Below are 24,565 nucleotides of genomic sequence, written 5' to 3' on the forward strand. Positions count from 1 at the left end.
CTCCAACGTATGGCCAACAACCCATTGCGATTCCTGGTGGTCGACGATTTTTCGACCATGCGCCGTATCGTTCGCAACCTGCTCAAGGAAAGCGGCTTTTCCGAAGCTGACGAAGCGGAAGACGGCGTGGTGGCACTGCAGAAACTGCGCGCCCTTCCTTTTGATTTCGTGGTCAGCGATATCAACATGCCGAACATGAACGGCTTCCAATTGCTCGCCGAAATCAAGCGAGATGAAAAGCTCAAGCACATCCCCGTGCTGATGGTGACTGCCGAAGCACGCAAGGAGGACATCGTGCTCGCCGCCCAGCAAGGTGCGGCGGGTTACATCGTCAAGCCTTTCACCAAGGCCGTGCTTGAGGAAAAACTGCACCACATCCTCAAAAAATCAGGGTTGCAATAACCATGAACACCCATTCCGCCGCGCCCGGCTCGGGGACATGACCTTCGAGGCCCTGGAGGTCGTGCACCACAAACTGGGCCTGCTCACGCGCCAGTTGCATGACGCCTTGCAAGGTTTGGGGTTGGCGGAAAAGCTGCATGGATCGGCGATCGAGTTGCCCGATGCCCGTTCGCGCCTGACCTACATCGCCAAGCTCACCGGCGAGGCGGCGGAAAAGGTGCTCAACCGCGTTGATCAGGCCAAGAGCCAGAACGACCATCTCGGTGCCCAGACCAAGCATATGGTTGCCCTGCTGGCGGCAGATCCGGTGGCGGCCGTGGCCAAGGGCCATGTGATGAATTTCCTGACGGATCTGGAAAAGACCAATACGGATCTGGACCAGCATCTGACGGAAATCATGATGGCTCAGGATTTCCATGACCTCACGGGGCAGGTGATTGCCCGCGTGCTCAATCTGGCCTCGAACATCGAGGATCAGCTGGTCGCCCTGCTGATACAGACCGCGCCGGCGGATGTGCAGCAGCGCTTGAAGCAGCAGACCGAGCAAATGGACGAGGAAAAGGAAGCCGCGAAGACGCCGCTGACGCCCGACACCGTGAAGTTGGGTGGCCCCGTGGTCGATCCGGAAAAAATGGCCAGCGAGGTCGTGACCGATCAATCCCAGGTCGACGATCTGCTGGCCAGTCTGGGCTTCTGAGCGCTCCCTGACGCTCGCCCGGGCCTGCCCGGATCAAGGGGAAGAAAAGCCGGAAACACCCGGCTTTTCTTGTTTTAGGCGGCGAGACCCACGCCGACAATGGCGTGGACTTTAAGTACTCGCCACCATGGAATCCAGCAGTCAGGACCGCAATCTACCCGCGTCGCAACGCAAGCTGCAACGCGCGCGGGACGACGGCCAAGTGCCGCGTTCCCGGGATTTCAGTCACCTTGCCGTGCTCGGCGGTGGTGCCGTGACCTTGGTCATGGTGGCGCCCTGGATCTACGAAGCCTTGCGTGAATCGCTGGCGCGCCACCTGTCGCTGAGTGCCTCCGATGTGCGCGACCCAGGTTTCATGCTCGACCACCTGCACACCATGGTGCTGACCGGCGCGGGCATCAGCTTGGGCGTCGCCGTCATCATCGTTGCCATCGCAGTCTTGTCCACATTGGCGGGTGGGGGTTGGGTCTGGACCACGAAACCGCTGGCGCCGGACTTCAGTCGCGTCAATCCTCTCAAGGGTCTTCAAGGCCTGTTCACCAAGAAGAAGCTGGCCGATGTGATCAAGCTCGCCTTCATCGCCTTCTTCGTGCTGACCCTGGCCGCCGTCTTCATCTACTACACCCTGCCCTCGGTCGCGACCCTGGTGCTGCAGCCCTCCACGGCCGGCATCGAACGCATGCTGAACTGGTTGGTCATGGGCTGCTCCCTGCTGCTGGGCGTGATTCTGCTGGTCGCCCTGATCGACCTGCCCTTGCAGATCTTTCTGCACAAGTCCGAGCTCAAGATGTCCCTGCAGGAAATGAAGGACGAGCACAAGGACACCGATGGCAACCCGCAGATGAAGAGCCGGCGCCGCCAGAAGCAGCGCGAGCTGGCGCAGCGCCAGAGCCTGCCCAAGGTGCCACAGGCCGACTTCGTGCTGATGAACCCGACCCACTACGCCGTCGCCGTGAAGTACGAGGAGAAGTCCATGGCGGCGCCGCGCGTGGTGTCCAAGGGCGCCGACTTGCTGGCCATGAAGATCCGCGACCTGGCCAAGGCCCACCAAGTGCCCGTGATCCAATCCCCCGTGCTCGCGCGCGCCTTGTTCGCGCATGCTGAGCTGGACCAGGACATTCCCTCCACGCTGTACACCGCCGTGGCCCAGGTATTGGCCTATGTCTACCGCCTGAAGGCCGCCTTGCAAGGCCGGGGCCAGATGCCGGGCGACATGCCCCAACCGGTCGTGCCACCCGGCATGGACCCCCACGACTCCCGCGCGGCACAGGCCGCCTATGCTGCCAGTGTCGCGGCCAAGGCCAAGGCGGCCTCCGCGAAAGCCCCCGGCGATGCGACCGGCGTGGCGCGCACCGAATCCATTTCTTCCGTTAGAGCCACATGAACCCGCTGATTCAACAGTTGCAGCAGCGTTTCGGACGCCACGCCGCCATGATCCAGGGCGTGGCGGCGCCGCTTTTTGTCGTCGCCATCCTGGCCATGATGGTGCTGCCTTTGCCACCCTGGTTGCTGGACATTCTGTTCACCTTCAACATCGCCATCGCCTTGATGGTCATGATGGTGGCCGCTTACATGACCAAGCCGCTGGATTTCGCGGCCTTCCCGGTCGTGCTGCTGCTCACCACCTTGCTGCGCCTGTCCTTGAACGTGGCGTCCACCCGCGTGGTGCTGCTCGAAGGCCATACCGGCACGGGCGCGGCCGGCGCGGTGATCGAAGCCTTCGGGCACTTTCTGATCGGCGGCAATTTCGCGGTCGGTCTGATTGTGTTCGCCATCTTGGTGGTCATCAACTTCGTGGTTGTGACCAAGGGCGCCGAGCGTATCGCCGAAGTGTCCGCGCGTTTTGCCCTGGACGCCATGCCGGGCAAGCAGATGGCCATCGATGCCGACCTGGGCGCGGGCCTGATCGACGAGAAGGAAGCCAAGCGTCGCCGCTCCGAAGTCGGCGAAGAAGCGGATTTCTTTGGCTCCATGGACGGTGCGTCCAAGTTCGTCCGTGGCGACGCCATGGCGGGCATCCTGATCTTGCTGATCAACATCATCGGCGGCTTCGCCATCGGCATGGCGCAGCACGGCCTGAGCGCCAGTCAGTCGGCCAACAGCTACATCCTACTGGCCATTGGTGACGCGCTGGTCGCGCAAATTCCGGGCCTGTTGATTTCCGTCGCGGCCGCCATGGTCGTGTCCCGCGTGGGCAAGGACCAGGATCTGGGCAAGCAGATCGGCAGCCAGATGCTGGTGTCGCCGCGCGCCATCGGCATCACCGCCGGCGTGCTGGGTTTGCTGGGCATGATCCCGGGCATGCCCAACCTGGTTTTCCTGGGCGTGGCCAGCCTGCTGGGCTACGCCTCCTGGGTGCTGGCCAAGCAGCCCAAGAAAGCCGAGGCCGAGGCCAGCGCGGCTGCGGCTGCCGCGGCTGCGGCCGCCGCGCCCGGCGATGGCGAAGCCAGCTGGGACGATCTGCAACCCGTGGATCAGCTCGGCCTCGAACTGGGCTACCGCCTGATCACCTTGGTGGACAAGAACCGCCAGGGCGATCTGCTCACGCGCATCAAGGGCGTGCGCCGCAAGTTCGCGCAGGAAGTCGGTTTCCTGCCCCCGCCCGTGCACGTGCGCGACAACCTGGAGCTCAAGCCCAGCGGCTACCGCATCAATCTGCGTGGCGTGGTGGTCGGCGAAGGCGAGGCCTTCCCTGGCATGTACCTGGCCATCAATCCGGGGGCATCAGCACGCCCCTGATTGGAACCCCGGCCACCGACCCCGCCTTCGGCCTGCCCGCGACGTGGATCGACGAACGGCAAAAAGAAGCCGCGCAAATGGCCGGCTTTACGGTGGTTGATTCCGAGACCGTGATGGCCACGCATCTTTCACACTTGATGCAAGTTCACGCCGCGCGCCTGCTCAGCCGTACCGAGACTCAGAATCTGGTGGAGCATGTGGGGCGGCAATTCCCGAAGCTCATCGAAGAAGTCGTGCCCAAAATGGTGTCCATCGCCGTGTTCCAGCGAGTCCTCCAGCTGTTGCTGGAAGAGTCGGTGCACGTTCGCGACATGCGCACCATCATAGAGACGATCGCCGAGCACGCGCCCGTCACCACCGACCCGACGGAACTGGCGCGACGGGTGCGTGTTGCCCTGTCGCCGGCCATCGTGCAACAGATCTACGGGCCGCAGAAAGAACTCAACGTCATAGCCATCGACCCGCCGCTGGAACGCCTGCTGGTGCAGGCGCTGGGGGGGGCCAACGGTCCAGCCCTCGATCCGGGCGTGGCCGATATGTTCGCCCGCAACGCGGCCGACGTGGCAATGAAGCAGGAAGAAACCGGCGTGCCGGCCTGCCTGCTGGTGCCCGACCCCATCCGCAATTCCATCGCGCGTCTGGTGCGCCGCGCCGCGCCCCGGATGCAAGTGCTGTCGCACAGTGAAATTCCTGAAACCCATTCCATTCGCATCGGACCGATCCTGAGAGGCGCCGCATCATGAGCATTCAACGATTCCATGCCCCAACCGCCCGCGAGGCGCTGGCCAAGGCACGCGCGGCTTTTGGCGAAGAGGCCATCATCCTGTCGAACAAGCCCACGGCGCAGGGCGGAGTGGAAGTGGTCGCCACGAACTCCAGCACCCTGGCCGCGCTCGACCAGGCCGCCGACAACGTCATGGCCACGGAAGACAAGGCTGAGAGCTCCACCTTCGGCTTCTTGTCGCGCCGCAAGGCCAACGCCGAGAAGGCCGCCAAGGAAGCCGCCCGCTCCGCCCGTGGCCCCCTGCTGGAACCCGACGGAGACGTGCCCGAGCCGGCGGAGCGCGCCGAACGCGCGGCCCGTGCCGCGTTGCGCGCTTCGCCGCGCAGCACGGTGGAGGAAGACGCCGACCAATTGGCGATGAGCACGCTGTCCTTCCAGGACTATGTGCGCGAGCGCGTGCTGCAGCGTCGTCACGAGACCCGCCAGCACGAGGCGCGCCAGGCCGCGCACACCGCCCAGGGCGGCAGCGGCATCAACGTGGGTGGCGCCGCGCCGCGCACCTACGCCGTGGTGCCGCCGGATCAGCCCACGCCGGCGCCTCGTCGTGTCGCCATGCCCGAGGTGGCGCCCCAGACCGTGGTTCCCGAGGGCTTGATGAATGAACTCAACGCGATGAAGGACCTCATCGAGGAGCGCTTCAGCACCTTGGCCTGGCTGGGTCAGGCCAAGCAGAACCCGGTGCGCGCCAACCTCACGCTCAAACTCATCCGCGCGGGCTATTCGCCCAACCTCGCGCGCGCCGCGCTGGAGAAGATGCCCAACGACACCACGCCGGCCGAAGCCATGCGCTGGATGCTGGCCGTGCTCGAGCGCAATCTCAAGACCGACAAAAATGAACCGGCCCTGCACGAAGCGGGTGGCATTTACGCCCTCGTGGGCGCCACCGGCGTCGGCAAGACCACGACGGCCGCCAAGCTCGCCGCGCAATGCGCCCGCGACTTCGGCGCCGCCAGCGTCGGCTTGATCACGCTGGACAGCTACCGCATCGGCGCGCATGAGCAACTGCGCACCTATGGCCGTATGCTGGGCGTGGTCGCGCACATGGCGCATGACCAAAGCGCCCTGCAGGATCTGCTGGGCCTGTTGTCCAACCGCAAGATGGTCATCATCGACACGACCGGCGTCGCGCCGCGCGATCCGCGCAAGCGCGAAGTGCTGGACATGCTGGATCTGCCCGGCGTGCAGCGCCTGATGGTGCTCAATGCCGCCAACCACGGCGACGCGCAGGATGAAGCCGTGGCGTCCTTCCGCAGCAGCGGCGCGCAGCATGCGGTGCTGACCAAGACGGACGAAGCAGTCAAGCTCGGCCCCACCCTGGACGCGGCCATCCGCCACCGCCTGGTGCTGCGTGGCGTCAGCTGCGGCCAGCGGGTGCCCGAGGACTGGGCGCGTGCCGACGCGGACCAACTGGTGAAGCTGTCCATGCGTTCCACGGGTCGGTCGGCGCACGATCCCCAGCTCGGGGATCTGGACCTGTATTTCACGCAAATGGAAAGCCGCGCTCAGAGCGTGCAGGGACTGGCAACCGCGCAACAACCGGTGCCGCCGACGGCCCGTCGTCCGGGTTCGGCCGCGCACGGGGGAAATCTCCATGCTTGAAGTCGAAAACCAGGCGGCTGGCCTGGCGGCGCTCGCGGTCGAGTCGTCGCCACGCATCGTGGCCCTGGCGGGGCATGAGGACGCACGCAGTGAATTGCCCTTGCTGATGCAGCTTTGCGCGGCTTGGACCAATCTGGACTATCCCTTGGTCGTGCTCGATGCCCATGTCAGCGAGACCGACCAGGTGCCGGGTCTGTCGCAGCTGTTCCGGGGTGACGAGGATTTCTCCGCCGCGGTGCTCGGCAACAGCGCCACTGCCTGGCCCATCGTGCCGGCGGCGCTGGGCCTGGAGCAACTGTTGGACGGCGCGGCTCAGGGCGCCAAGTCCAAGGGCAGGGCCGCGGCCAAGGCGCAGGACGCAGGGCAGCAACGTGCCCGGCAACTGGCCGCCCTTTTCCCGGGATATGAACTGATCCTGATCTACGCGCCTGCCGCCATGCTGGCCAGGGTCTGGCAGGGCAGCAACCTGTCTCCGTTGCTGCCCGTTTCGGTACAGGAGTCGGCGCTGCTGTCGGCCTACCAGGCGCTCAAGCAGATGTTGAGTTTGGGCAAATTGCGGCCTACCATCGTGACCGTGATGCAAGACGCCGCCTTGACCACCCGCATGTCGGGTCACAACATCAGCCGCAATCTACAGGAATGCGCGCGGGATTTCCTCGCGTGCGAGACGCCCGCGCTCACGGTCTGCCCCGACCGCCCGGAGGAAATGCAGCGCCTGGCCCTGCGCTCTCTTGAAGCCGGCCTGCAGCCCCAGGACTGGGATCTGTCGACCGTGCTCGCGCCGGCCTATGCCAGTGCGCCCACTTCCCGACGTGGCGCGGCGATGGCTGCCGCTCAGGGGCGTTGAACGTGATCGAGGGAGCTTCGCCCGTGACGTACACCGCGCAAGGCCAGCTGGACCGTGATGCCCTGATCCGGCAGTACGCACCCCTGGTGCGTCGGCTGGCGCACCACATGATGGCCAAGCTGCCACCGTCGATCCAGGTGGATGACCTGATCCAGGTCGGCCTGATCGGTCTGTCTGAGGCGCTCACGCGGTATGAAGCCACCCAGGGCGTGCAGTTCGAGACCTTCGCCACCCAGCGCATCCGCGGCGCGATGATCGACGAGCTGCGCGAGAACGACTGGATGAGCCGCGGTTCGCGCAAGAGCCAGAAGGAAATCGAGTCGGCGTTGACCCGGCTGGAGCATCAACTGGGCCGCTCGCCCAGCGAGTCCGAGATCGCCGAGGCCTTGGGCATGGAGCTGGCCGAGTACCAGGCCCTGCTCTACAAGGTCAAGGGCACGCAGCTGGTCTATCTGGAGGACATGAGCGGCGGGGACGACGACGAAGGTTTCCTCGATCGCCACATGGTCGACGGCGAGTCCGATCCGATGGCCTTGCTGCGCAACCAGCGCCTGCGCTCCTCGTTGGTCGACGCCATCAAGGGCTTGCCCGAGCGCGAGCAGTACGTGATGAGCATGTACTACGAGCAGGACATGAATCTCAAGGAAATCGCCGCCGTGCTGGGCGTGACCGAATCGCGCGTCTGCCAGTTGCACAGTCAGTCGATTGCGCGCCTGCGCGCCAAGATGCGGGCGCACTGAGGTCTTTTCGGCAAGTTGTCCCGCGTCGAGCCTGCCTGTGCCAATGACGGGTCGCGCGCATGGCTGGCAAGCCGTTTGTCTCATGGTGGGGACCGCGCAAATCACTATCAGCGACGCGACGCGTCCGCCAGGCGCTTGAATCAGCGCGACATTGTTCCTATTGTTTTTTTCGTTCCAGCGCTGCCTCGTACAGGGCATTGCGCGGTGTCCCGGTGATGTCCGCCGCCAGCTTGACGGCGGTTTTCAAGGGTAGTTCGGCCAGCAGCAGATCCAGGGTGCGCAGCGCCGTGGCGTCTGGCCCGTCTTCGTGCACCGTGCGCGGCGCGGGGTGCAGCACCAGAACGAATTCCCCGCGTGCGCGTTGCGGGTCCGCCGCGAGCCAGGCAGGAAAGGTCTCGGCGGGCAGGGTGACGATCTGCTCGAACTGCTTGCTGATCTCCCGGGCCACGGTGAGGGGACGGTCTGCCAGCACCACGAGCGCGCCCGCCAGGGCCGCGATGCGGTGCGGCGCCTCCAGCAGCACCGTGGCGCGCGGTTCGGTGGCCAGGACCTGCACGGCCTGGGCTCGTTCGTTGGTCTTGGCAGGCAGAAAACCCGCGAAAACAAAGGCGCCTGATTCATCGATCGCACCCGCGGCGCTGAGCGCCGCGGTGACACTGCTGGCACCCGGCAGGGGCATCACGGGCAGCCCCTCGGCGCGCACCGCAGCCACCAGTCGGGCACCCGGGTCGCTGACAGCGGGCGTGCCCGCGTCGCTGACGTAGGCGACACGCAGGCCGTCCCGCAGCCGAGCGATCACCTGCTGCGCGGCTTCCTGTTCGTTGTGCTGATGCAAGGCCATCAGGCCGGCGCCGTTCTTCTCGATGCCGTAGGCACGCAACAGGCTTTGCGTGTGGCGCGTGTCCTCGCAGGCCAGGACATCGGCGATGCGCAGCACATGCAGGGCGCGCAAGGTGATGTCCGCCAGATTGCCGATGGGCGTGGCCACCACGTACAAGGCGCCGGGCGGGAAATGCTGAGCGCCTGCAGCGTCTTGTGCGGCGGTCAGGGCTGAGGCATAAGAAGCAGAGTTCACGTAGGGGGAGATGGAATATGGACAAGCCCGCGCCTCGAAGCTCCGTGCGCCCCACGACCAAGCAGACGGGCGATGTGGCGGAGGAAAAAGCCTTGCAGCATCTGCAGGCGAGGGGGTTGCAGCTGCTGGCGCGCAATTATCGGACGCCTGGCCGCGGTGGGGGCGAGGTGGACCTCGTGATGCGGACCCCCGAAGGCACCCTGGTATTCGTCGAGGTGCGCCGCCGCGCCAACGCGCGTCACGGCGGCGCGGCCGCCAGCGTGGGCGCCCTCAAGCGGCGACGCATCGCCCTGGCGGCACGCCACTACCTGCTGCGTTGGCGTTCGCCACCGCCCTGCCGTTTTGACGTGGTGGCGATTGAGGGTGGGCAGGCCGAGGGAGATGAACGGCTGGTTTGGCTGCAAGCGGCCTTCGACGCAGGTGATCGGTCCGGGGGGTTTTGACAGGTCGCCTTCGACCAAGAGGCCCCAGGGCTTGGCAGGGCCGAAGGTCGGCGCCGGCCGGGCGCATTGCCATGCTGGGTTTACCGTTCATTTACCTTGGGGCTCAGCGGTCGATGGCCGTCTTCGCCTGCTGGGCCAGGCAAGCCCGGTATCATTCGGCCCATCATGTTTGAGCAGCGCATTGAGCAACACTTCATCGACAGCGCAGACCTGAAGTACCAGTCCGCGCAAGCGCTGAGCAAGCCCATCGCGGCGGCAGCCCAGGCCGTGTTGGACTGCGTGACCAACGGCGGCAAGGTGCTGGCCTGTGGCAATGGTGGCTCGGCGGCGTACGCCCAGCATTTCGCCGCCGAGTTCGTAGGCCGCTTCGAGCGCGAGCGTCCCGAGTTGGGCGCGATCGCCTTGACCACGGACACCTCCATCCTGACCGCCATCGCCAACGACTATGACTACAGCGTCGTATTCGCCAAGCAGGTGCGCGCGCTGGGGCAGGCCGGTGATGTGCTGCTAGCTATCTCCACCAGTGGCAACTCAGCCAATGTGCTGCTTGCCATCGAGGCCGCGCATGAACGCGATATGACCGTGGTGGCGCTGACGGGTAAGAGCGGCGGCAAGATGAACGCCGTGCTGCGCGAGACGGACGTCCATGTCTGCGTGCCTCACGACCGCACCGCGCGCATCCAGGAGGTGCATCTGCTGGCCCTGCACTGCATCTGCGATTCCGTTGATCATCAACTGCTGGGCGAACAGGAAACCAAGACGTGAGCACCCATCGTCCCTTCTCTCGCTTTGCCATCCCACGCGCCTTCTGCCTGGGCTTGGCTTGGAGTACCGCTTTCGTGACCTTGAGTGGCTGCGCGCCGCTGATCGTGGGTGGCGTCGTCGTGGCCACGGGGCTGTCCGTGCTGGACCGGCGGACCACGGGCACCCAGCTTGATGACGAGAACATCGAGACACGGGGCATGTTGCGCCTGAAAGAGCGGCTCGGTGACCGAGCCCACGTCAGCATCGTCAGCTACAACCGTCAGGTGCTGCTGACGGGCGAGGTGCTCAGCGAGCAGGACCGCCAGCTGGCCGAGCAGGCGATCGCCGGGCTGGACAATGTGCGCAGCATCATCAACGAGCTCGCCGTGCTGGGGCACTCCACGCTGACCCAGCAATCCTCGGATGTGGGTGTGACGATGCGGGTCAAGACCAGCATGATCGATTCGCGGGATCTGAACGCCCACGTGGTCAAGGTCGTGACCGAGCGCGGTGTGGTCTACCTGATGGGCCGCGTGACGGAGCGCGAGGCCGACCGCGCCACCGACATTGCGCGCCGCACTTCAGGTGTCCAGAAAGTGGTGCGCCTGTTCGAGCTGATCAGCGAGGAAGAACGCCTGGCCCTGGAGAACCCGGGTCGCAAGCGTCCGGGCCAACCAGCGTACTGAGCGCGGGCGTCGCGCCGCTACACGCGGTCCGTCGCCTCCGATCCGTCCTGGCCAGCCCGGTTGACCGCAAAGCCCATCAAGCGCGAAAACTCTCCGCCTGTCGCGCGTGATGGTGGGCTTCGACCACGTCGATGGCACCTCGACGCACCAACTCCATCAGGTGCTGGTCCAGCGTCTGCATGCCAGCGGCTGCGCCTGTCTGCAGGCTGGAATACATCTGCGCGACCTTGCCTTCGCGGATCAGATGTCGGATGGCCGACGTCCCCGTCATGATTTCATAGGCCGCCACCCGCCCCGGCCCGTCTGAACTGCGGGTCCTGCACAGGACCTGGGCGATCACGGCTTGCAGAGATTCCGATACCATGGCGCGCGCCATGTCTTTTTCCCCGGCGGGAAATACATCGATGATGCGATCAATGGCCTTGGGCGCACTGCTGGTGTGCAGGGTGCCCAGCACCAGGTGGCCGGTTTCCGCGGCGGTCAGTGCCAGGCGGATGGTTTCCAGGTCACGCATCTCCCCCACCAAAATCACGTCCGGGTCCTCGCGCAAGGCCGAGCGCAACGCGTTCGCGAAGGACAGGGTGTGCGCACCCACCTCGCGCTGGCTGATCAGGCTGCGCACGGGCAGGTGGATGAACTCGATGGGGTCTTCCACGGTCAGGATATGCCGGGCCTGCGTCTCGTTGAGGTGCCGAACCATCGCGGCCAGGGTGGTGGATTTGCCCGAGCCCGTGGGGCCGGTCACCAGCACCAGGCCGCGCGGCCTCAGCGCCAGATCGGCGAACAGCGGTGGCGCGCCCAACTGCGTCAGCGTCCGGACCTGCGCGGGAACCGAGCGCAACACCGCCGCGGCACCCCGTTGGGTCTGAAAGGCATTGACGCGGAAGCGTCCGAGCGTCGGGATGTCGCAGGCGAAATCGCATTCCAGCGACTGCGCGTAGCGCTCGCGCAGGGAGTCGTCCATCACCGCGTGCAGCATGGTGAGGATGCCTTGGTGGGTCAGGGGAGGCATCGTCTCGATGCGGCGCATCTGCCCATGTACCCGCAACAGTGGCGGCAGGTCGGTGGAGAGGTGCAGATCGGACGCTCCCTGGTCCAGGCACAGCGTCAGCAGCGGGGTGATGTCCATGAGGGCCGAGGAAGGGCTGAGGGGAAGGGGCGGTGCGCGGGCCATGACGCGGGTGACGCGGGCAGGACCGGGATGCGGGACAATTGTGGGCCTCAGTACGCCGTGGTCCATGCCTGATTCATCGTTCGACAATCCAGCTTTCAGTGCCGCCTTGCAGTCCGTGCAGGCCCGCATCGCTGCCGCCTGCGCGGCGGCGGGCCGCGATCCAGCGAGTGTGCGCCTGCTGGCTGTTTCCAAGACCTTCGGTCCCGAGGCCGTGCGTGTGGCGCGGCAGGCGGGCCTGAGCGCATTTGGCGAGAACTACATCCAGGAAGCCGTGGCCAAGATGGAGGCTCTGGCCGACCTGGCGCTGGAATGGCATTGCATCGGCCCGATCCAGAGCAACAAGACCCGACCCGTGGCCGAACATTTCGCCTGGGTGCAGACGGTGGACCGTCTCAAGATCGCCCAGCGTCTGTCCGAGCAACGTCCCGCCGAGTTGCCGCCCCTGCAGGTCTGCCTGCAGGTCAACGTGGATGGCGGGTCGACCAAGGCCGGGATCGCACCCGAGGCATTGCCCGAGCTGGCTCGCGCGGTGCGCGCCCTGCCCCGCCTGCGCTTGCGCGGCCTCATGTGCATCCCGGACCCGCAGCCGGATGCGGTCGCGATGCAGGCGGTGTTTGCCCGCGCGCGGGTCTTGTTCGATGGCTTGCGCGCGGACTGGGCTGGCCTAGACCCCCTGCCCGACACGCTGTCCATGGGCATGAGCGCGGACCTGGAAGCCGCGATCGCCGCCGGCAGCACCCTGGTGCGCATCGGCTCTGCCTTGTTTGGTGCGCGCCCGGTCAAGCCGGCCGCCGTCGTGCCATCGGCCGGTATACCGGGCGGATGAAGGGCCTCGCCCGGCTGGGCCTGCTGACGCTGGGACTCTGGGTCGCTGCCGCATGGACCAGCCTGGCCGACGCGCGGGCAGCTGACCGACCCGACCCCGAAGCGGCGCTCGCGCTGCAGGCGGCCCCGGTGCGGGTGCTTGCCGTGCTGGACGGCGACACGCTGGACGTGGAAGACTACCGGCAGCGCCGCTGGCGCATCCGCCTGCAGGGCATCGACGCGCCCGAACTGGCACAGACGCGGCGGCGCCAGGGCCACACCTGCCGCACCTCGCCCCAGCCCCATGCAGAGTCGGCGCGACAGGCGCTGCGCGACAAGGTCCAGGGGCAGGCCGTGCGTCTGCGCACCGATGGCACCCGAAGCTACGACCGCGTGGTGGCTTATGTGCTGCTGGGTCGGCGCGAGGTCAATTGGGAACTGGTGGCCGAGGGCTGGGCATGGAGCCTTGATCGGCACCACGCCTCGGCCTCAGAGCGGGAAAACTATGCGCGCGCGCAGCGCGAGGCTCAGGCAGCGCAGCGCGGCCTTTGGGCTGACACCCGCGACGGCCCGCTGCCACAGCCCCCGGGCCGTTGGCGCGCGGAGCACGGGCCTTGCTGAGCACGGGGCCGGGCCCGGCGCAATGCTGGGTCGCGTGTGGCCTTCAGTGCCGCGCCACCCAGTCCACCAGGGCTTCCAGGGCCGGTCGCGCCGCGGCGGCGTTCGGGTGGTTCACGAGGGCGACCAGCACATAGCGCCGTCCGCTCTGCGCGTCCACCACGCCCGCGAGCGAGTTCACATCACGCAGGCTGCCAGTCTTGAGGTGGGCCGAGCCCCGTGCCCGCCAGCGTTCGGGCCGCAGTGTGCCGTCCTGGCCACTGATAGGCAGGGAGGTCAGCAGCTCCGGCATCAGGGGGCCGTCCCAGGCGTACTGCAGCAGACGCGCCAGCGCGGCGGGGCTGACGCGGTCCTCGCGCGACAGGCCGGAGCCATTGCTGATCCGGGGCGCGCCTTCGTCCACCTGGCCCTTCACGGTCAGGCGGTCGCGCCACCAGTCCTGCAGCAGTGCGCGGGAGGCGGCCAGGGTGCCTTGCACGGGCGGCGCATTCGGTGCGCCGGCTTCGGGGGGGACACCGGCCTGCTCCAGGCTCAGCGTGAGGAAGAGCTGCTGCGTCATCACGTTGTTGCTGTATTTGTTGATGTCGCGCACCACCTCGGCCAGCGGCGGGGATTCGAGGGCGAAGACCGGGCCCCGGCCCGGGTTGGTGTCGCGCAGCGCATCGGGCACACGGCCCGCGCGGACCTGGCCGCGCAGCGTGCCGCCAATGGCCTGCCACATGCCCGCGATGGCCCGGGCGTTGTAGCCCTCCGGGTCAGGCCAGGCCAGGGGCCAGACCTTCTCGTCGCAGGCAGCCGGGTAACGGCCCGTGAAGCGGGGCTGGACCGGGGCCGAGCCTTCCGCGCGCCCGAAACCGGGCTGGGCGAAATTGGCCAACAGGCCTCCGCGCCAGTCTCCGCAGCGTTCCTGCGACAGCGGGAGGGTGGCGGGCCAGGCCACGCCGGCCAGCGGCGGCTCCACATGCAGGCGCGCCACGCCCGCGGCGCGGTCGGGCGTGAAGGTCATGAGCACGGACTTGAAGTTCAGCAGCAACGCGTTCGGCGCCGCGTTGTAGGGGCGCAGGGGCTCGCCGTCGAACTCGCCCGGGTCGTGCGGCACAGCCTCGAACAGGCGATCGTCGAGCACGATGTCACCGCTGATGGTCGAGATGCCCAGGCCCTGCACCCGGCGCAGCAGCAGCCAGAGGCGTTCGGCCACGAGCTTGGGGTCGCCCCGACCTTCGATGTAGAGATCGCCATTCAGCGTGCCGTCGCGGATGACGCCATCGAGGTAGACCGGTGTGCGCCATTTCCAGTTCGGCCCCAGCAGCTCCAGCGCCGCAGTGGTGGTGACCAGCTTCATCACGCTGGCCGGGTTCATGGGCGCTTCGGCGCGGTGGCGCAGCAGCGACTTGCCGCGTGGCGTGCCGCCGGCTTCCTCGACCACGATGCCCAGGGCGTTGGCGGGAATGTTGGCCCGCGCCAGTGCCTGGGCGACGGGGGGCGGCAAATCGGCGGCGGCGATGCCGTGCACAGCAGTGGCGCTCAGGGCCAGGGCCAGCAGCGCGAAGGAGCGGGGGAGACGAAGCATGCGGGAAAGTTTAGGGCAAGGCGCGACCGTCCGGGCCTGCGCCGATAATCGGTGCCCCGAAGAACTGCCGCCTGCATGAACCTCCTCGCGCTTGACACCACCACCGACCAGCTTTCCGTGGCCCTCGTGCGCGATGGCCAGGTCTGGCAACACCAGGGCGCGGGCGCGGCGCAGGCTTCGGCGGCCCTGATCCCGGTGATCGAAAGGCTGATGGCCGAGGCTGACTTGCGTTATGCACAGTTGGACGCGATCGCCTTCGGCAGCGGCCCGGGCGCTTTCACCGGCCTGCGCACGGCGTGCGCCGTGGCCCAAGGACTGGCCTATGGCGCGGGGGTGCCCGTGCTGCCGGTCGACAGTCTGTTGACGGTGGCGGAAGAGGCCAGGGCGCGGCACGCGCCGCAGGCCCAGACCCTGCGCGTGCTGACCTTGCTGGATGCCCGCATGGACGAACTGTATGCCGCGCCTTATCTGTACACAGACGGTCGGTGGCAGCAGCAGGCGGCCTTCGGCCTGCATGCGCCCGAAGTATTGCCGGCCTGGGAGGGCGACGCACTGGCCGGCAATGTGTTTGCCGCGTATGGTGAGCGTTTGCGCTGGCCAGCGGCCCTGCCGCGCTGGTCGGTCCTGCCACTGGCCACGGCGATGCTACGCCTCGCACCCGCCCTGCTGGCCCACGGAGGCGCCGTGCGGGCTGAAGAGGCCTTGCCGCAGTACGTGCGCGACAAGGTGGCGAAAACCACCGCGGAGCGCCTGCAGGAGCGCCAGGCGCTTCAGCTGTCCACGGCCCCCGTGGTTCAGGCGTCGGGGCCAGATCCAGCGGCGACCTGAGAGCCCACGCATGCGCGCCATGTCCTCGCCTCGACCGCCCGGTCCGCCACCCGAGGTCCGCCTGGAGCCGCTGGATGCGATGCGTCTGGACGCCGTGCTGCACATCGAGCAGCGCGCCTATTCACATGCCTGGACGCGCGGCAACTTCCTGGACGGCCTGCGCGCGGGCTACCACATGCGCGTGTTGGTCGCGGGTGAGGCGAGTGCGGAGACTGTGCTGGGGTATTACATCGTCATGCAGGGTGTAGCCGAGGCGCACCTGCTCAACATCACCGTCGCGCCAGAACACCAGGGACAAGGCTGGGCCCGCTTGATGCTTGATGCCCTGGCACTCTGGGCGCGCGGGGTGCCCGCGCAGCCGCCCCTGGAACTGCTCTGGCTGGAGGTGCGTGCGGGCAACCGGCGCGCGATCCATGTCTACGAGGCGCAGGGTTACCGGCGGGTGGGCCTGCGCAAGGACTATTACCCGGACGGCCATGGTCGCCGCGAGGACGCGGTGGTGATGAACCTGTCCCTCGCTCCCGTGGCGTCTGTGCTGCGCGATCACGTGCACGTACCTCTGTAGGATGCGGGCCATGGAATTGGATGCACGTCAGCGGGCCATGCTGGAAGAAATGGGAATCCGCGTCTGGATGCCCCTGGACACCGCGCCGGCGGATGACCGCGCCGTGTCTTCGTCCATGCCGCAGGAGCCGTCCCCGGGCTTGCGCACGGGTGTGGCGCCGTCACCCGCGGCGGCTGATCGGCCCGTCCGCGCGCCAGTGCCAATTGCTGCGGCTTTCTCGGCTTCTCCCGTCGCCCTGCCGCGTGCCCTGCCCGCCGACATCGCGGCGATGGATTGGGACGATCTGGAAGCCGCCGTCGCCGGCTGCCAGGCCTGTGGCCTGTGCAAAAGCCGCAAGAACACGGTGTTCGGTGTCGGGCATCGGCAGGCGCGCTGGCTGATCGTGGGCGAGGCGCCAGGCGAGAACGAAGACCTCCAGGGCGAGCCCTTTGTCGGTCAGGCGGGCAAGCTGCTGGACAACATGCTCATGTCCCTTGGCCGTTCCCGCACCGCGGATGGTGAAGCGCAGTCGGTCTACGTCGCCAATGTGCTGAAGTGCCGCCCCCCGGGCAACCGCAATCCGGCGCCGGAGGAAGTGCTGCAGTGCGAGCCCTATCTGCGCCGCCAAGTCGCGCTGCTGCAGCCGCGCATCATCCTGGCCATGGGGCGCTTCGCCGTGCAGTCTCTGTTGCAGCACAGCGTGCCCGACGTGGCGACCCTGCCGCTGGGGCGCTTGCGCGGCCAGGTGCACCACTACGAAGGCGTGCCCGTCGTCGTCAGCTACCACCCGGCTTACCTGCTGCGCACCCCCCAGGACAAGGCCAAGGCCTGGGAAGATCTATGTTTGGCACAGTCTTTGATGGCAGACGCCAGCGCCGGATAATAGTTCGCATGACGAACATGATGGACAAGTCGGAAGACAGGGACACGATGACCACCGAGAACACCTTGCCGGCCACCGCGCTGCGCCTCCACGATGAACCCGGCCATCTGATCCGCCGCGCCCAGCAGATCGCCGTGGCGCGCTTCCACGAAGTGCATGGCCGGCATGTCACGCCGGTGCAGTACGCCATCCTGCGCACCCTGCAGGAAACGCCGGGCATCGACCAGGTGACGCTGGCCGACAAGGTGGCGCTGGACACCTCCACCACCGCCGACATCGCCGCGCGCCTGGAGACCAAGGGCTGGATCTCGCGCGAGGTGCTGCCGCGCCGCCAGCGCAGCCTGGTCCTCACGCCCGAGGGCGAGACCGTCCTGGCTGAATTGCTGCCGGGCACCTCGGCACATTGGGACAGCCTGATGAGCGCCTTGTCCAAGGACGAGCAGCGCGAATTCATCCGCCTGTTGTGCAAATTCGTCGATTTGCACGACCAGCGCGATTCGGAAGAGTGATTGCCCACTGTTGATCTGAACGCCCGGAACTCCAGGGTAAACACCAGGGAATAAAAAGCCGCAGAGGCTGGTCCGGGGATGGACAGCGTCCTAAAATACCAGTCATTCAGTATACGGATTCATGATGTTCCGCCACCTGGTGGAACTGCCCAACGTGACCGGTCCCGTCTGACTCAGCCTAGGAGTACGCCATGTCCACCGCAAGCACCTTTCCCAAGAACACCTGGTATGTCGCCGCGTCCAGCCAGGAAATCGGCGCTGACAAGCCACTGGGCCGCACGGTTTGCGGTGAGCGCATTGCCTTCTACCGCGACGCGACCGGCAAGATCGCGGCCGTGCAGGATTTCTGCCCGCACCGCGGCGCGCCCTTGTCCCTGGGCTATGTCTGCGAGGGCCAGCTGACCTGTGGTTACCACGGCCTGGTCATGGGCTGCGACGGCAAGACCGTGTCCATGCCCGGCCAGCGCGTGCGAGGCTTTCCGGCCATCAAGAGCTTCCCCGTGACCGAGCGTTATGGCTTCGTCTGGGTCTGGACGGGCGAGGCGGCACTGGCCGACGAGGCCAAGCTGCCCGTGCTGGAGTTCTTCGACAACCCCGAATGGGCGTATGGCGGTGGCCTGTACCACATCGCCTGCGACTACCGCTTGATGATCGACAACCTGATGGACCTGACGCACGAGACCTATGTGCACAGCAGCTCCATCGGCCAGAAGGAAATCGACGAAACGCCCTGCAAGACCACGGTCGAGGGCGACACCGTCGTCACCAGCCGCTTCATGAGTGGCATCGAAGCCCCGCCCTTCTGGAAGATGGCCCTGCGCGGCAACGGCCTGCCCGATGACCAGTTGGTGGACCGCTGGCAGATCTGCCGCTTCTCGCCGCCTAGCCACGTGATGATCGAAGTGGGTGTGGCGCTGCCGGGCCACGGTGGCTACGACGCGCCCAACGACAAGAAGGCCTACAGCGTGGTGGTGGACTTCATCACGCCCGAGACCGAAACCTCCATCCATTACTTCTGGGGCATGGCGCGCAAGTTCAAGCCGCAGGACACCGAGTTGACGGACACCATCCGCCAGGGCCAGGGCAAGATCTTCGCCGAGGACCTGGACATGCTGGAGCGCCAGCAGAAGAACCTGCTGACTTGGCCCGAGCGTCAATTGCTGATGCTCAACATCGACGCCGGTGGCGTGCAGTCGCGCAAGATCATCGACCGCCTCATCGCGGCCGAGCGCGCGGGCGCGGCCACGCCGGCCGCCGCGCCGATCGCGGCCTGATCCCCACGCGCCCGCCGACACCGAGGGCGGGCTGGGGCGCCCTGGTTCATACAATTGGCGCATGACGTTCATCGACAAGCTGCGCGCGGCCGAGGCCCGCAACCAGTCCATGCTCTGCGTGGGGCTGGATCCGGAGCCCTCGCGCTTTCCTGGCGCCTACCAGGGCGACCCTCGCAAGATCTACGATTTCTGCGCCGCCATCGTCGATGCCACGGCCGACCTGGCCATCGCCTTCAAGCCGCAGATCGCCTACTTCGCCGCGCACCGCGCCGAGGACCAGCTTGAAAAGCTCATGGCCCATCTGCGGGCCAACGCGCCCCAGGTGCCCGTGATCCTCGACGCCAAGCGCGGCGACATCGGTGCCACAGCCGAACAGTACGCCCGCGAAGCTTTCGAACGTTACGACGCCGATGCCGTGACCCTCTCGCCCTTCATGGGCTGGGATTCGGTGCAGCCCTACCTGAAGTACGAAGGCAAGGGCGCCTTCCTGCTCTGTCGCACCTCCAACCCCGGGGGCGACGATCTGCAGAACCAGCGCCTGGCCGACCTGCCGGGCCAGCCGCGTCTGTACGAGCATGTGGCGACCCTGGCGCAAGGACCGTGGAACCTGAATGGCCAGCTCGGCCTGGTGGTGGGTGCGACCTACCCGGAAGAAATTGCCCGTGTGCGCCAGCTCGCGCCCACCCTGCCCCTGCTGATCCCCGGCGTGGGCGCGCAGGGCGGTGATGCGGTGGCCACGGTCAAGGCCGGCTGGACCAAAGACGGGCTGATCGCCGTGAACTCCTCCCGCGCCATCCTCTATGCCTCCAGCGGCGCGGACTACGCCCAGGCCGCTCGACGCGAAGCGACCAAGACCCGCGATCTGCTGCAGGCCGCGCGCGGCTGAGCCTCGCTGGCCGCTGGGTCCCACGATGACTGGACTTCCGTGCGGTATCGGCCATGCAACTCAAATGGCTTGAAGATTTCGTCACGCTCGCGCAGGCGCGAAGCTACACCCGCGCGGCCGAGTTGCGCCACGTGACCCATCCCGCCTTCGGCCGGCGCATCCGCGCGCTGGAGGTCTGGGCTGGTGCACCCCTGGTGGAGCGCGGCGCGGGACCGTTCAAGCTGACGACCGCGGGTGAGCGCTTCCTGGACACCGCGCAGCAGATGCTGTTGGGGCTGGACGCGTCGCGCGAGGAATTGCGCAGCGTGGTCGGCCGGCAAGCCCGCACGGTGACGCTGGCGACCGGCCGTACCCTGGCGCGTACCCTCGTGGCCGACTGGCTGGTGCGCCTGCGCCCGGTGCTGCGCGATGCGGAGGTTCGGGTCCTCACGCGCTCGCTGGCCGACACGGTGTTGTTGCTGGAGCAGCACGCGGCTGATTTTTCGCTGCTCTACCACCACCCGGCCCTGGCCTTGCGCCTGGACGCCCGCCAGTTCACCCACCTGACGCTGGCCTCCGACAAGTTGGTGCCGGTGTCGCGGGTCGACGCGCAAGGCGGCGCGCTGCACGGCTTCGGTCCGCGCCCCGTGCCTTACCTGGCCTACGCGCATGGCTTGGCGCTGGGGCGCCTGGTGGAAGACCACCTGTCTCAGCACCCGCAGGCGCCAGTCTTGCAGCGGCACGTGGAGTGCGATTCGGCCGATGCGCTTTATGAATACGTACTCAAGGGCTTGGGCGTGGCTTGGCTGCCCTGGTCCATGGTGCACGCGGATTGCAAGAGCGGGCAGTTGACCATGGCGGGGGACCGGCGCATGGAGGTGCGTTTTGATGTGCGCCTGTACCGTCCCAAGCGGCGGCTCGGGCCCCTGGCCGAGCAGGTCTGGGCGGCTTTCGCAAAACGCTGACAGACCTTTTGCAGGCATCGATAAAGCACGATCTGGTGCCGTTACGGCACCAACAAGGCGGGGCTGGCTTTGCAGAATTCGCGCAATCCCATCACAGGAACCGCCGCCATGACGACCCTCCGCCGCCTCTCCCTCCTTTCCCTGGTGCCCCTGGGCGCCACCTTGTGTGGCCTCGCGCTGCTGGGGAGCCGAACCGCCCAAGCCCAGGAGGCTTATCCCAGTAAACCGATCACCATCGTGGTGGGCTACCCCCCTGGCGGCAGCACCGACCTGACCGCGCGCACCGTGGCCACCGAACTGAGCAGCAAGCTTGGCGTGCCGGTGGTGATTGAAAACCTGGGCGGTGCCGGGGGCGCCATCGGCGCGCAGAAGGTGGCGAATGCCGCGCCTGACGGTTACACCCTGTTGGTGGGCGCCAGCAATGAGTTGGCGATCAACAAGCTCGTGACCAAGTCGGTCCGCTACGACGTCAAGGATTTCACGGCCATCGGCCTGATCGCCTCGCAGCCGCTGGTGCTTGTGGCGTCCACCGGCGCCGGTGTGAAGAATGTGACCGAGTTCACCCGCAAAGTGAGCGAGAACCCCGGCAAGTTCAGCTACGGCAGTTCCGGCGTGGGCACCTCGCTGCACCTGGCCGGTGAGATGGTCAAGGAGCAGGGCAATCTGTCGATGACGCACATTCCCTACCGTGGCGTGGCGCCGCTGACCACCGACCTCATGGGCAACAACCTGGAATTCGGGGTGTTCGTGCTGTCCAGCGGCCTGCCGCATATCCGCAGCGGCAAGGTGATTGCCCTGGGCACCACCGAAGCCCGGCGCTCGGCGGCCGCGCCCGACATTCCGGCGCTGGCGGAATCGCCCCAGTACAAGAACGTGGACATCGGCGTGTGGTTCGCCCTGATGGCCCCCGCCCATCTGCCCAAGCCGGTGTACAACAAGCTCAAGAAAGCCCTGAACGACTGCCTGCAATCGCCCGAGTTCCGCGAGAAGATGGTGGCCACCGGCTCCACCGTGGCGACCACCAACGTGAACATCGACGCGTACTGGGCCGCCGAAATCGCCAAGTACAAACGCATCGTCGAATTCGCCAAGATCGAAGAATGAGCATCGCCCCCACGCTTCAAATGCCCGCGCGGTTCGCGTTGGCCCTCCCGGACTTGAGCACCTGGCGTGCTGGCAACACCGGCACGCCCGGGGTCTGGCAATTTGATTCCGGTCAACCGGGACGGCACGTGATGATCAGCGCCCTGGTCCATGGCAATGAGCTGTGCGGCGCCTGGGCGCTGCTCGGTCTGCTGGAGGCGGGCGTGCGCCCGCGTCAGGGCCGCCTCACGCTGGCCTTCTGCAACCTCGAAGCCTTCGATCGCTTTGACCCGGCGCATCACGATGCCTCGCGCCTGGTGGAGGAAGACCTGAATCGCCAGTGGCTTGACGCGCGCATGGACGAAGGCGGCACCTTGGAGCGGCGCCGCGCTGCCGCCTTGCGTCCCTTTGTGGCCGCCGCAGACTGGCTGCTCGATCTGCACTCCATGCACGAACCTTCGGCACCCTTGCTGCTCACCGGTATCCAGTTGCGCAACCTCGCCCTGGCGCGCACGCTGCGCACGCCCGAGCATGTGGTGGTCGATGCCGGCCATCAGGACGGCGTGCGCATGCGCGACTACGGCCGGTTTGGAGAACTCGGCGACAACGGCACGCATTCGTTGCTGGTCGAATGTGGGTTTCATGGGGATCCAGCCAGCCGGGGGGTCGCCGAAGACATCTGCAGTCGGTTCCTCGTCGCCTCCGGAGCCTTGGACATGGCCACGGCCGCGCGCCTGCTGCCCGGCTGGCTCCAGCCCGACGCACCGCGTCAATGGGTGCTGGAAGTCACCGGGCCGGTGGTCGCCACCAGTGCGAACTTCCGGTTTGCCGCGCCCTACACCGGCTTGGAGGTGATCGCCGACGCGGGAACAGTCATAGGCTGGAACGACGGGATTGCGGTCACGACGCCCTACGATGACTGCGTGCTGGTCATGCCCTCCACGCGCCAGGCGCGTGCCGGAGTCACGGTGGTGCGTTTCGCGCGCCGCCGCGTGCTCTGAATGCATTCAAGGCGCGGGCGCGGGGCATGACCGCTGGCGATGGCATCCCGATTGAGGCCATCGCAAACTTGCCGTGTCAGCCTGCCGAACGCGACGCGTCCAGCTGGGCCTTGGCGCGCTTGGCCAGTGCGACGGCTTCGGGCGTTTCGGGGGTCCAAGGATTGACCGGCATGGGCTTGCCGTGCGAATCCACCGAGACGAAGACGATCAGGCACTCGGTCGTGGTCTCCAGGTTTCCGCCTTTCATGTCGCCGCTGCGCACTTCGACCGAGATGTTCATGCTGGTGCTGCCGGTGTAGGCCAGCTTCGCTTCCACCTCCACCAGGTCACCGATCATGATGGGGCGGTGAAAACGGATGCCACCCACGTAGACCGTGACGCAATAACGCTTGGCCCAGCTGGTGGCGCAGGCGTAGCCGGCCTCATCGATCCATTTCATGACGGTGCCGCCGTGCACCTTGCCGCCGTAGTTGACGGTGCTGGGTTCGGCGAGAAAGCGGAGCGTGATGGAGGACATGGGTTTCCTTGCAAGAGAGGTCGGGAGTAGGACGGGGCGCGGTGTCGTGTATGGGGCCGGGGTCGGGCGCAGCGAGATCGGAGCGGAGCGGAATCGAAGGGGCTGAGCCTGCAAGCCTGCGCAAAAAGCGGGCCAGCGCTCATGCGCGCTCGCTAGCCACGGTCCCGCATGAGCGTCGATTTGCCGAACAGGCTTTCCACCAGTTCCACCGCCACCTGCGCCGTGCGGTTGCGCAGGTCCAGCGCGGGGTTGAGTTCCACGATGTCCAGCGAGGCCACGCGGCCGGTGTCGGCGATCATCTCCATGCACAGCTGCGCTTCGCGGTAGGTGGGCCCGCCGGGCACCGTGGTGCCCACGCCCGGGGCGATGTCCGGGTCCAGGAAGTCCACGTCAAAGCTCACGTGCAGGTGCGTGTTGTCGTTCAGTCCGGCCAGCGCCTTGTCCATCGCCGCCCGCATGCCCACTTCGTCGATGTAGCGCATGTCATAGACCTCCAGCCCGGCCTCGCGCACGCGATGGCGTTCGCCCTCGTCCACGCTGCGGATGCCGATCTGCCGCAGGCTGGACGGGGCGATCGCGGGCACGTGGCCCGCCATGGACACCAGGGCCCGCGGGCCATCGCCGCACAGGCAGGCCACGGGCATGCCGTGCAGGTTGCCCGAGGGCGTGATGTCGTGGGTGTTGAAGTCGGCGTGCGCGTCCAGCCAAAGCACACGCAGCTGGCGGCCCGTGGCCTTGCAGTGGCGTGCCACCGCGCTGATGGAGCCGATGCCCAGGCTGTGGTCACCGCCCAGCAGCACTGGCAGCTCGCCCTCGCTCAGCGCGGTGAGGACGGCGTCGTGCACGGCCTGGTTCCAGGCGACCACTTCGTCCAGATGGCGGTAGCCAGCCTGCGGTGGCAGACAGGGGTTGTTCGGTCCGTGCAGATTGCCCGAGTCGCGCACGGCCAGGCCGCGCCGCGCGAACATCTCGGCGATGCCCGCCACCCGCAGGGCTTCGGGGCCCATGGAGGCACCACGCGCGCCCGCGCCGATGTCGGTGGGCGCGCCGATCAAGCGCACGGCGCGCGCGGCCGGGTTGGCGTGGGAAAAGGATGCAGACATGGGGCGGGATTATCGCGGGGCGCCAACTTTACACAGGCGTCAGGAAAATGGGCTTGCAAAAGCCAGGGCCG

General features: G+C 66.9%; 25 protein-coding genes and 1 pseudogene. 21 read left to right on the forward strand and 5 right to left on the reverse strand.

Going from position 1 to position 24,565, the window contains the following annotated elements:
* The first annotated feature begins 9 nt into the window (after positions 1–9).
* The 7 genes and pseudogenes from cheY (at position 10) to DW355_RS04260 (ending at position 7,808) form a co-directional block, all read left to right on the forward strand.
* On the forward strand, positions 10–402 hold the full coding sequence (gene cheY / locus DW355_RS04230; RefSeq protein WP_006299482.1) for a chemotaxis response regulator CheY: 393 nt from the start codon (positions 10–12) through the stop codon (positions 400–402).
* 37 nt (positions 403–439) lie between these two features.
* Positions 440–1,099, forward strand: a complete 660-nt coding sequence (locus DW355_RS04235; RefSeq protein ID WP_131278099.1) for a protein phosphatase CheZ — start codon at positions 440–442, stop codon at positions 1,097–1,099.
* 127 nt (positions 1,100–1,226) lie between these two features.
* Positions 1,227–2,483: an EscU/YscU/HrcU family type III secretion system export apparatus switch protein gene (locus tag DW355_RS04240; protein ID WP_131278100.1), complete on the forward strand. Its 1,257-nt coding sequence runs from the start codon at positions 1,227–1,229 to the stop codon at positions 2,481–2,483.
* A pseudogene (gene flhA, locus DW355_RS04245) lies at positions 2,480–4,581 on the forward strand (flagellar biosynthesis protein FlhA). The gene DW355_RS04240 and the pseudogene flhA overlap by 4 nt, the downstream one beginning before the upstream one ends.
* Positions 4,578–6,221, forward strand: a complete 1,644-nt coding sequence (gene flhF, locus DW355_RS04250) for a flagellar biosynthesis protein FlhF (protein WP_131278101.1) — start codon at positions 4,578–4,580, stop codon at positions 6,219–6,221. The pseudogene flhA and the gene flhF overlap by 4 nt, the downstream one beginning before the upstream one ends.
* Positions 6,214–7,068, forward strand: a complete 855-nt coding sequence (locus DW355_RS04255; protein ID WP_131278102.1) for a hypothetical protein — start codon at positions 6,214–6,216, stop codon at positions 7,066–7,068. Before flhF ends, DW355_RS04255 begins: the two co-directional genes overlap by 8 nt.
* 23 nt (positions 7,069–7,091) lie before the next feature.
* Complete coding sequence (locus DW355_RS04260) at positions 7,092–7,808, forward strand: RNA polymerase sigma factor FliA (protein ID WP_131278103.1); 717 nt, start codon at positions 7,092–7,094, stop codon at positions 7,806–7,808.
* A 157-nt stretch (positions 7,809–7,965) separates the two neighbouring features.
* Here DW355_RS04260 and rsmI read toward each other — a convergent pair whose 3' ends face one another.
* Entirely contained in the window at positions 7,966–8,883 is a 918-nt protein-coding gene (gene rsmI, locus DW355_RS04265) for a 16S rRNA (cytidine(1402)-2'-O)-methyltransferase (RefSeq protein WP_131278104.1), read from the reverse strand.
* A 17-nt stretch (positions 8,884–8,900) separates the two neighbouring features.
* Between rsmI and DW355_RS04270 the strand changes: the two genes are divergently transcribed.
* The 3 genes from DW355_RS04270 (at position 8,901) to DW355_RS04280 (ending at position 10,756) form a co-directional block, all read left to right on the forward strand.
* Positions 8,901–9,326, forward strand: a complete 426-nt coding sequence (locus DW355_RS04270; RefSeq protein ID WP_131278105.1) for a YraN family protein — start codon at positions 8,901–8,903, stop codon at positions 9,324–9,326.
* A 165-nt stretch (positions 9,327–9,491) separates the two neighbouring features.
* Positions 9,492–10,091, forward strand: a complete 600-nt coding sequence (locus DW355_RS04275) for a phosphoheptose isomerase (protein ID WP_131278106.1) — start codon at positions 9,492–9,494, stop codon at positions 10,089–10,091.
* Positions 10,088–10,756 carry a BON domain-containing protein gene (locus DW355_RS04280; RefSeq protein WP_131278107.1) on the forward strand — a complete coding sequence of 223 codons (669 nt, stop codon included), beginning with the start codon at positions 10,088–10,090 and terminating at the stop codon, positions 10,754–10,756. Before DW355_RS04275 ends, DW355_RS04280 begins: the two co-directional genes overlap by 4 nt.
* Before the next feature lie 76 nt (positions 10,757–10,832).
* On the opposite strand, the gene DW355_RS04285 is transcribed toward DW355_RS04280, so the two are convergent.
* Positions 10,833–11,885 (reverse strand): type IV pilus twitching motility protein PilT, encoded by a 1,053-nt coding sequence (locus DW355_RS04285; protein ID WP_131278108.1) that lies wholly within the window; start codon positions 11,883–11,885, stop codon positions 10,833–10,835.
* A 109-nt stretch (positions 11,886–11,994) separates the two neighbouring features.
* Between DW355_RS04285 and DW355_RS04290 the strand changes: the two genes are divergently transcribed.
* Together DW355_RS04290 and DW355_RS04295 are read left to right on the forward strand one after the other, a co-directional pair.
* Entirely contained in the window at positions 11,995–12,756 is a 762-nt protein-coding gene (locus DW355_RS04290; RefSeq protein WP_131278109.1) for a YggS family pyridoxal phosphate-dependent enzyme, read from the forward strand.
* Entirely contained in the window at positions 12,753–13,355 is a 603-nt protein-coding gene (locus tag DW355_RS04295; RefSeq protein ID WP_131278110.1) for a thermonuclease family protein, read from the forward strand. Before DW355_RS04290 ends, DW355_RS04295 begins: the two co-directional genes overlap by 4 nt.
* Positions 13,356–13,398: 43 nt before the next feature.
* On the opposite strand, the gene DW355_RS04300 is transcribed toward DW355_RS04295, so the two are convergent.
* Positions 13,399–14,922, reverse strand: a complete 1,524-nt coding sequence (locus DW355_RS04300) for a D-alanyl-D-alanine carboxypeptidase/D-alanyl-D-alanine-endopeptidase (RefSeq protein WP_131278111.1) — start codon at positions 14,920–14,922, stop codon at positions 13,399–13,401.
* Between the two features lie 75 nt (positions 14,923–14,997).
* Here DW355_RS04300 and tsaB point away from each other — a divergent pair, with 75 nt between their 5' ends.
* The 9 genes from tsaB (at position 14,998) to DW355_RS04345 (ending at position 22,874) form a co-directional block, all read left to right on the forward strand.
* Complete coding sequence (gene tsaB, locus DW355_RS04305; RefSeq protein ID WP_131278112.1) at positions 14,998–15,750, forward strand: tRNA (adenosine(37)-N6)-threonylcarbamoyltransferase complex dimerization subunit type 1 TsaB; 753 nt, start codon at positions 14,998–15,000, stop codon at positions 15,748–15,750.
* Positions 15,751–15,769: 19 nt separating this feature from the next.
* Positions 15,770–16,315, forward strand: a complete 546-nt coding sequence (gene rimI / locus DW355_RS04310; protein ID WP_131282284.1) for a ribosomal protein S18-alanine N-acetyltransferase — start codon at positions 15,770–15,772, stop codon at positions 16,313–16,315.
* 10 nt (positions 16,316–16,325) lie between these two features.
* Positions 16,326–17,177: a uracil-DNA glycosylase gene (locus DW355_RS04315; RefSeq protein ID WP_131278113.1), complete on the forward strand. Its 852-nt coding sequence runs from the start codon at positions 16,326–16,328 to the stop codon at positions 17,175–17,177.
* A 17-nt stretch (positions 17,178–17,194) separates the two neighbouring features.
* Positions 17,195–17,686: a MarR family winged helix-turn-helix transcriptional regulator gene (locus DW355_RS04320; protein ID WP_242671356.1), complete on the forward strand. Its 492-nt coding sequence runs from the start codon at positions 17,195–17,197 to the stop codon at positions 17,684–17,686.
* 191 nt (positions 17,687–17,877) lie between these two features.
* Complete coding sequence (locus DW355_RS04325; RefSeq protein ID WP_131278114.1) at positions 17,878–18,960, forward strand: aromatic ring-hydroxylating oxygenase subunit alpha; 1,083 nt, start codon at positions 17,878–17,880, stop codon at positions 18,958–18,960.
* A 61-nt stretch (positions 18,961–19,021) separates the two neighbouring features.
* A complete protein-coding gene (gene pyrF, locus DW355_RS04330) occupies positions 19,022–19,846 on the forward strand; it encodes an orotidine-5'-phosphate decarboxylase (RefSeq protein WP_131278115.1) in 825 nt (274 codons plus the stop codon).
* 53 nt (positions 19,847–19,899) lie between these two features.
* On the forward strand, positions 19,900–20,790 hold the full coding sequence (locus DW355_RS04335; protein WP_131278116.1) for a LysR substrate-binding domain-containing protein: 891 nt from the start codon (positions 19,900–19,902) through the stop codon (positions 20,788–20,790).
* 108 nt (positions 20,791–20,898) lie between these two features.
* On the forward strand, positions 20,899–21,894 hold the full coding sequence (locus DW355_RS04340) for a Bug family tripartite tricarboxylate transporter substrate binding protein (protein ID WP_131278117.1): 996 nt from the start codon (positions 20,899–20,901) through the stop codon (positions 21,892–21,894).
* On the forward strand, positions 21,891–22,874 hold the full coding sequence (locus DW355_RS04345; protein WP_207388082.1) for a succinylglutamate desuccinylase/aspartoacylase domain-containing protein: 984 nt from the start codon (positions 21,891–21,893) through the stop codon (positions 22,872–22,874). The genes DW355_RS04340 and DW355_RS04345 overlap by 4 nt, the downstream gene beginning before the upstream one ends.
* 76 nt (positions 22,875–22,950) lie before the next feature.
* Here the strand turns inward: DW355_RS04345 and DW355_RS04350 are convergent, their stop codons facing one another.
* On the reverse strand, positions 22,951–23,391 hold the full coding sequence (locus DW355_RS04350; protein ID WP_131278118.1) for an acyl-CoA thioesterase: 441 nt from the start codon (positions 23,389–23,391) through the stop codon (positions 22,951–22,953).
* A 152-nt stretch (positions 23,392–23,543) separates the two neighbouring features.
* Positions 23,544–24,494, reverse strand: a complete 951-nt coding sequence (gene rocF / locus DW355_RS04355) for an arginase (RefSeq protein WP_131278119.1) — start codon at positions 24,492–24,494, stop codon at positions 23,544–23,546.
* Positions 24,495–24,565: the final 71 nt, after the last annotated feature.

It is taken from the genome of Hylemonella gracilis (assembly GCF_004328645.1).
In the GTDB taxonomy this organism is placed as follows: domain Bacteria; phylum Pseudomonadota; class Gammaproteobacteria; order Burkholderiales; family Burkholderiaceae_C; genus Hylemonella; species Hylemonella gracilis_B.

Coding starts and splice junctions, on each gene's coding strand:
- cheY (WP_006299482.1), top strand. CDS start 10: ATGGCCAACAACCCATTGCGATTCCTGGTGGTCGACGATTTTTCGACC.
- DW355_RS04235 (WP_131278099.1), top strand. CDS start 440: ATGACCTTCGAGGCCCTGGAGGTCGTGCACCACAAACTGGGCCTGCTC.
- DW355_RS04240 (WP_131278100.1), top strand. CDS start 1,227: ATGGAATCCAGCAGTCAGGACCGCAATCTACCCGCGTCGCAACGCAAG.
- flhF (WP_131278101.1), top strand. CDS start 4,578: ATGAGCATTCAACGATTCCATGCCCCAACCGCCCGCGAGGCGCTGGCC.
- DW355_RS04255 (WP_131278102.1), top strand. CDS start 6,214: ATGCTTGAAGTCGAAAACCAGGCGGCTGGCCTGGCGGCGCTCGCGGTC.
- DW355_RS04270 (WP_131278105.1), top strand. CDS start 8,901: ATGGACAAGCCCGCGCCTCGAAGCTCCGTGCGCCCCACGACCAAGCAG.
- DW355_RS04275 (WP_131278106.1), top strand. CDS start 9,492: ATGTTTGAGCAGCGCATTGAGCAACACTTCATCGACAGCGCAGACCTG.
- DW355_RS04285 (WP_131278108.1), bottom strand. CDS start 11,885: ATGGACATCACCCCGCTGCTGACGCTGTGCCTGGACCAGGGAGCGTCC.
- DW355_RS04290 (WP_131278109.1), top strand. CDS start 11,995: ATGCCTGATTCATCGTTCGACAATCCAGCTTTCAGTGCCGCCTTGCAG.
- DW355_RS04295 (WP_131278110.1), top strand. CDS start 12,753: ATGAAGGGCCTCGCCCGGCTGGGCCTGCTGACGCTGGGACTCTGGGTC.
- DW355_RS04300 (WP_131278111.1), bottom strand. CDS start 14,922: ATGCTTCGTCTCCCCCGCTCCTTCGCGCTGCTGGCCCTGGCCCTGAGC.
- tsaB (WP_131278112.1), top strand. CDS start 14,998: ATGAACCTCCTCGCGCTTGACACCACCACCGACCAGCTTTCCGTGGCC.
- rimI (WP_131282284.1), top strand. CDS start 15,770: ATGTCCTCGCCTCGACCGCCCGGTCCGCCACCCGAGGTCCGCCTGGAG.
- DW355_RS04315 (WP_131278113.1), top strand. CDS start 16,326: ATGGAATTGGATGCACGTCAGCGGGCCATGCTGGAAGAAATGGGAATC.
- DW355_RS04320 (WP_242671356.1), top strand. CDS start 17,195: ATGATGGACAAGTCGGAAGACAGGGACACGATGACCACCGAGAACACC.
- DW355_RS04325 (WP_131278114.1), top strand. CDS start 17,878: ATGTCCACCGCAAGCACCTTTCCCAAGAACACCTGGTATGTCGCCGCG.
- pyrF (WP_131278115.1), top strand. CDS start 19,022: ATGACGTTCATCGACAAGCTGCGCGCGGCCGAGGCCCGCAACCAGTCC.
- DW355_RS04335 (WP_131278116.1), top strand. CDS start 19,900: ATGCAACTCAAATGGCTTGAAGATTTCGTCACGCTCGCGCAGGCGCGA.
- DW355_RS04340 (WP_131278117.1), top strand. CDS start 20,899: ATGACGACCCTCCGCCGCCTCTCCCTCCTTTCCCTGGTGCCCCTGGGC.
- DW355_RS04345 (WP_207388082.1), top strand. CDS start 21,891: ATGAGCATCGCCCCCACGCTTCAAATGCCCGCGCGGTTCGCGTTGGCC.
- DW355_RS04350 (WP_131278118.1), bottom strand. CDS start 23,391: ATGTCCTCCATCACGCTCCGCTTTCTCGCCGAACCCAGCACCGTCAAC.
- rocF (WP_131278119.1), bottom strand. CDS start 24,494: ATGTCTGCATCCTTTTCCCACGCCAACCCGGCCGCGCGCGCCGTGCGC.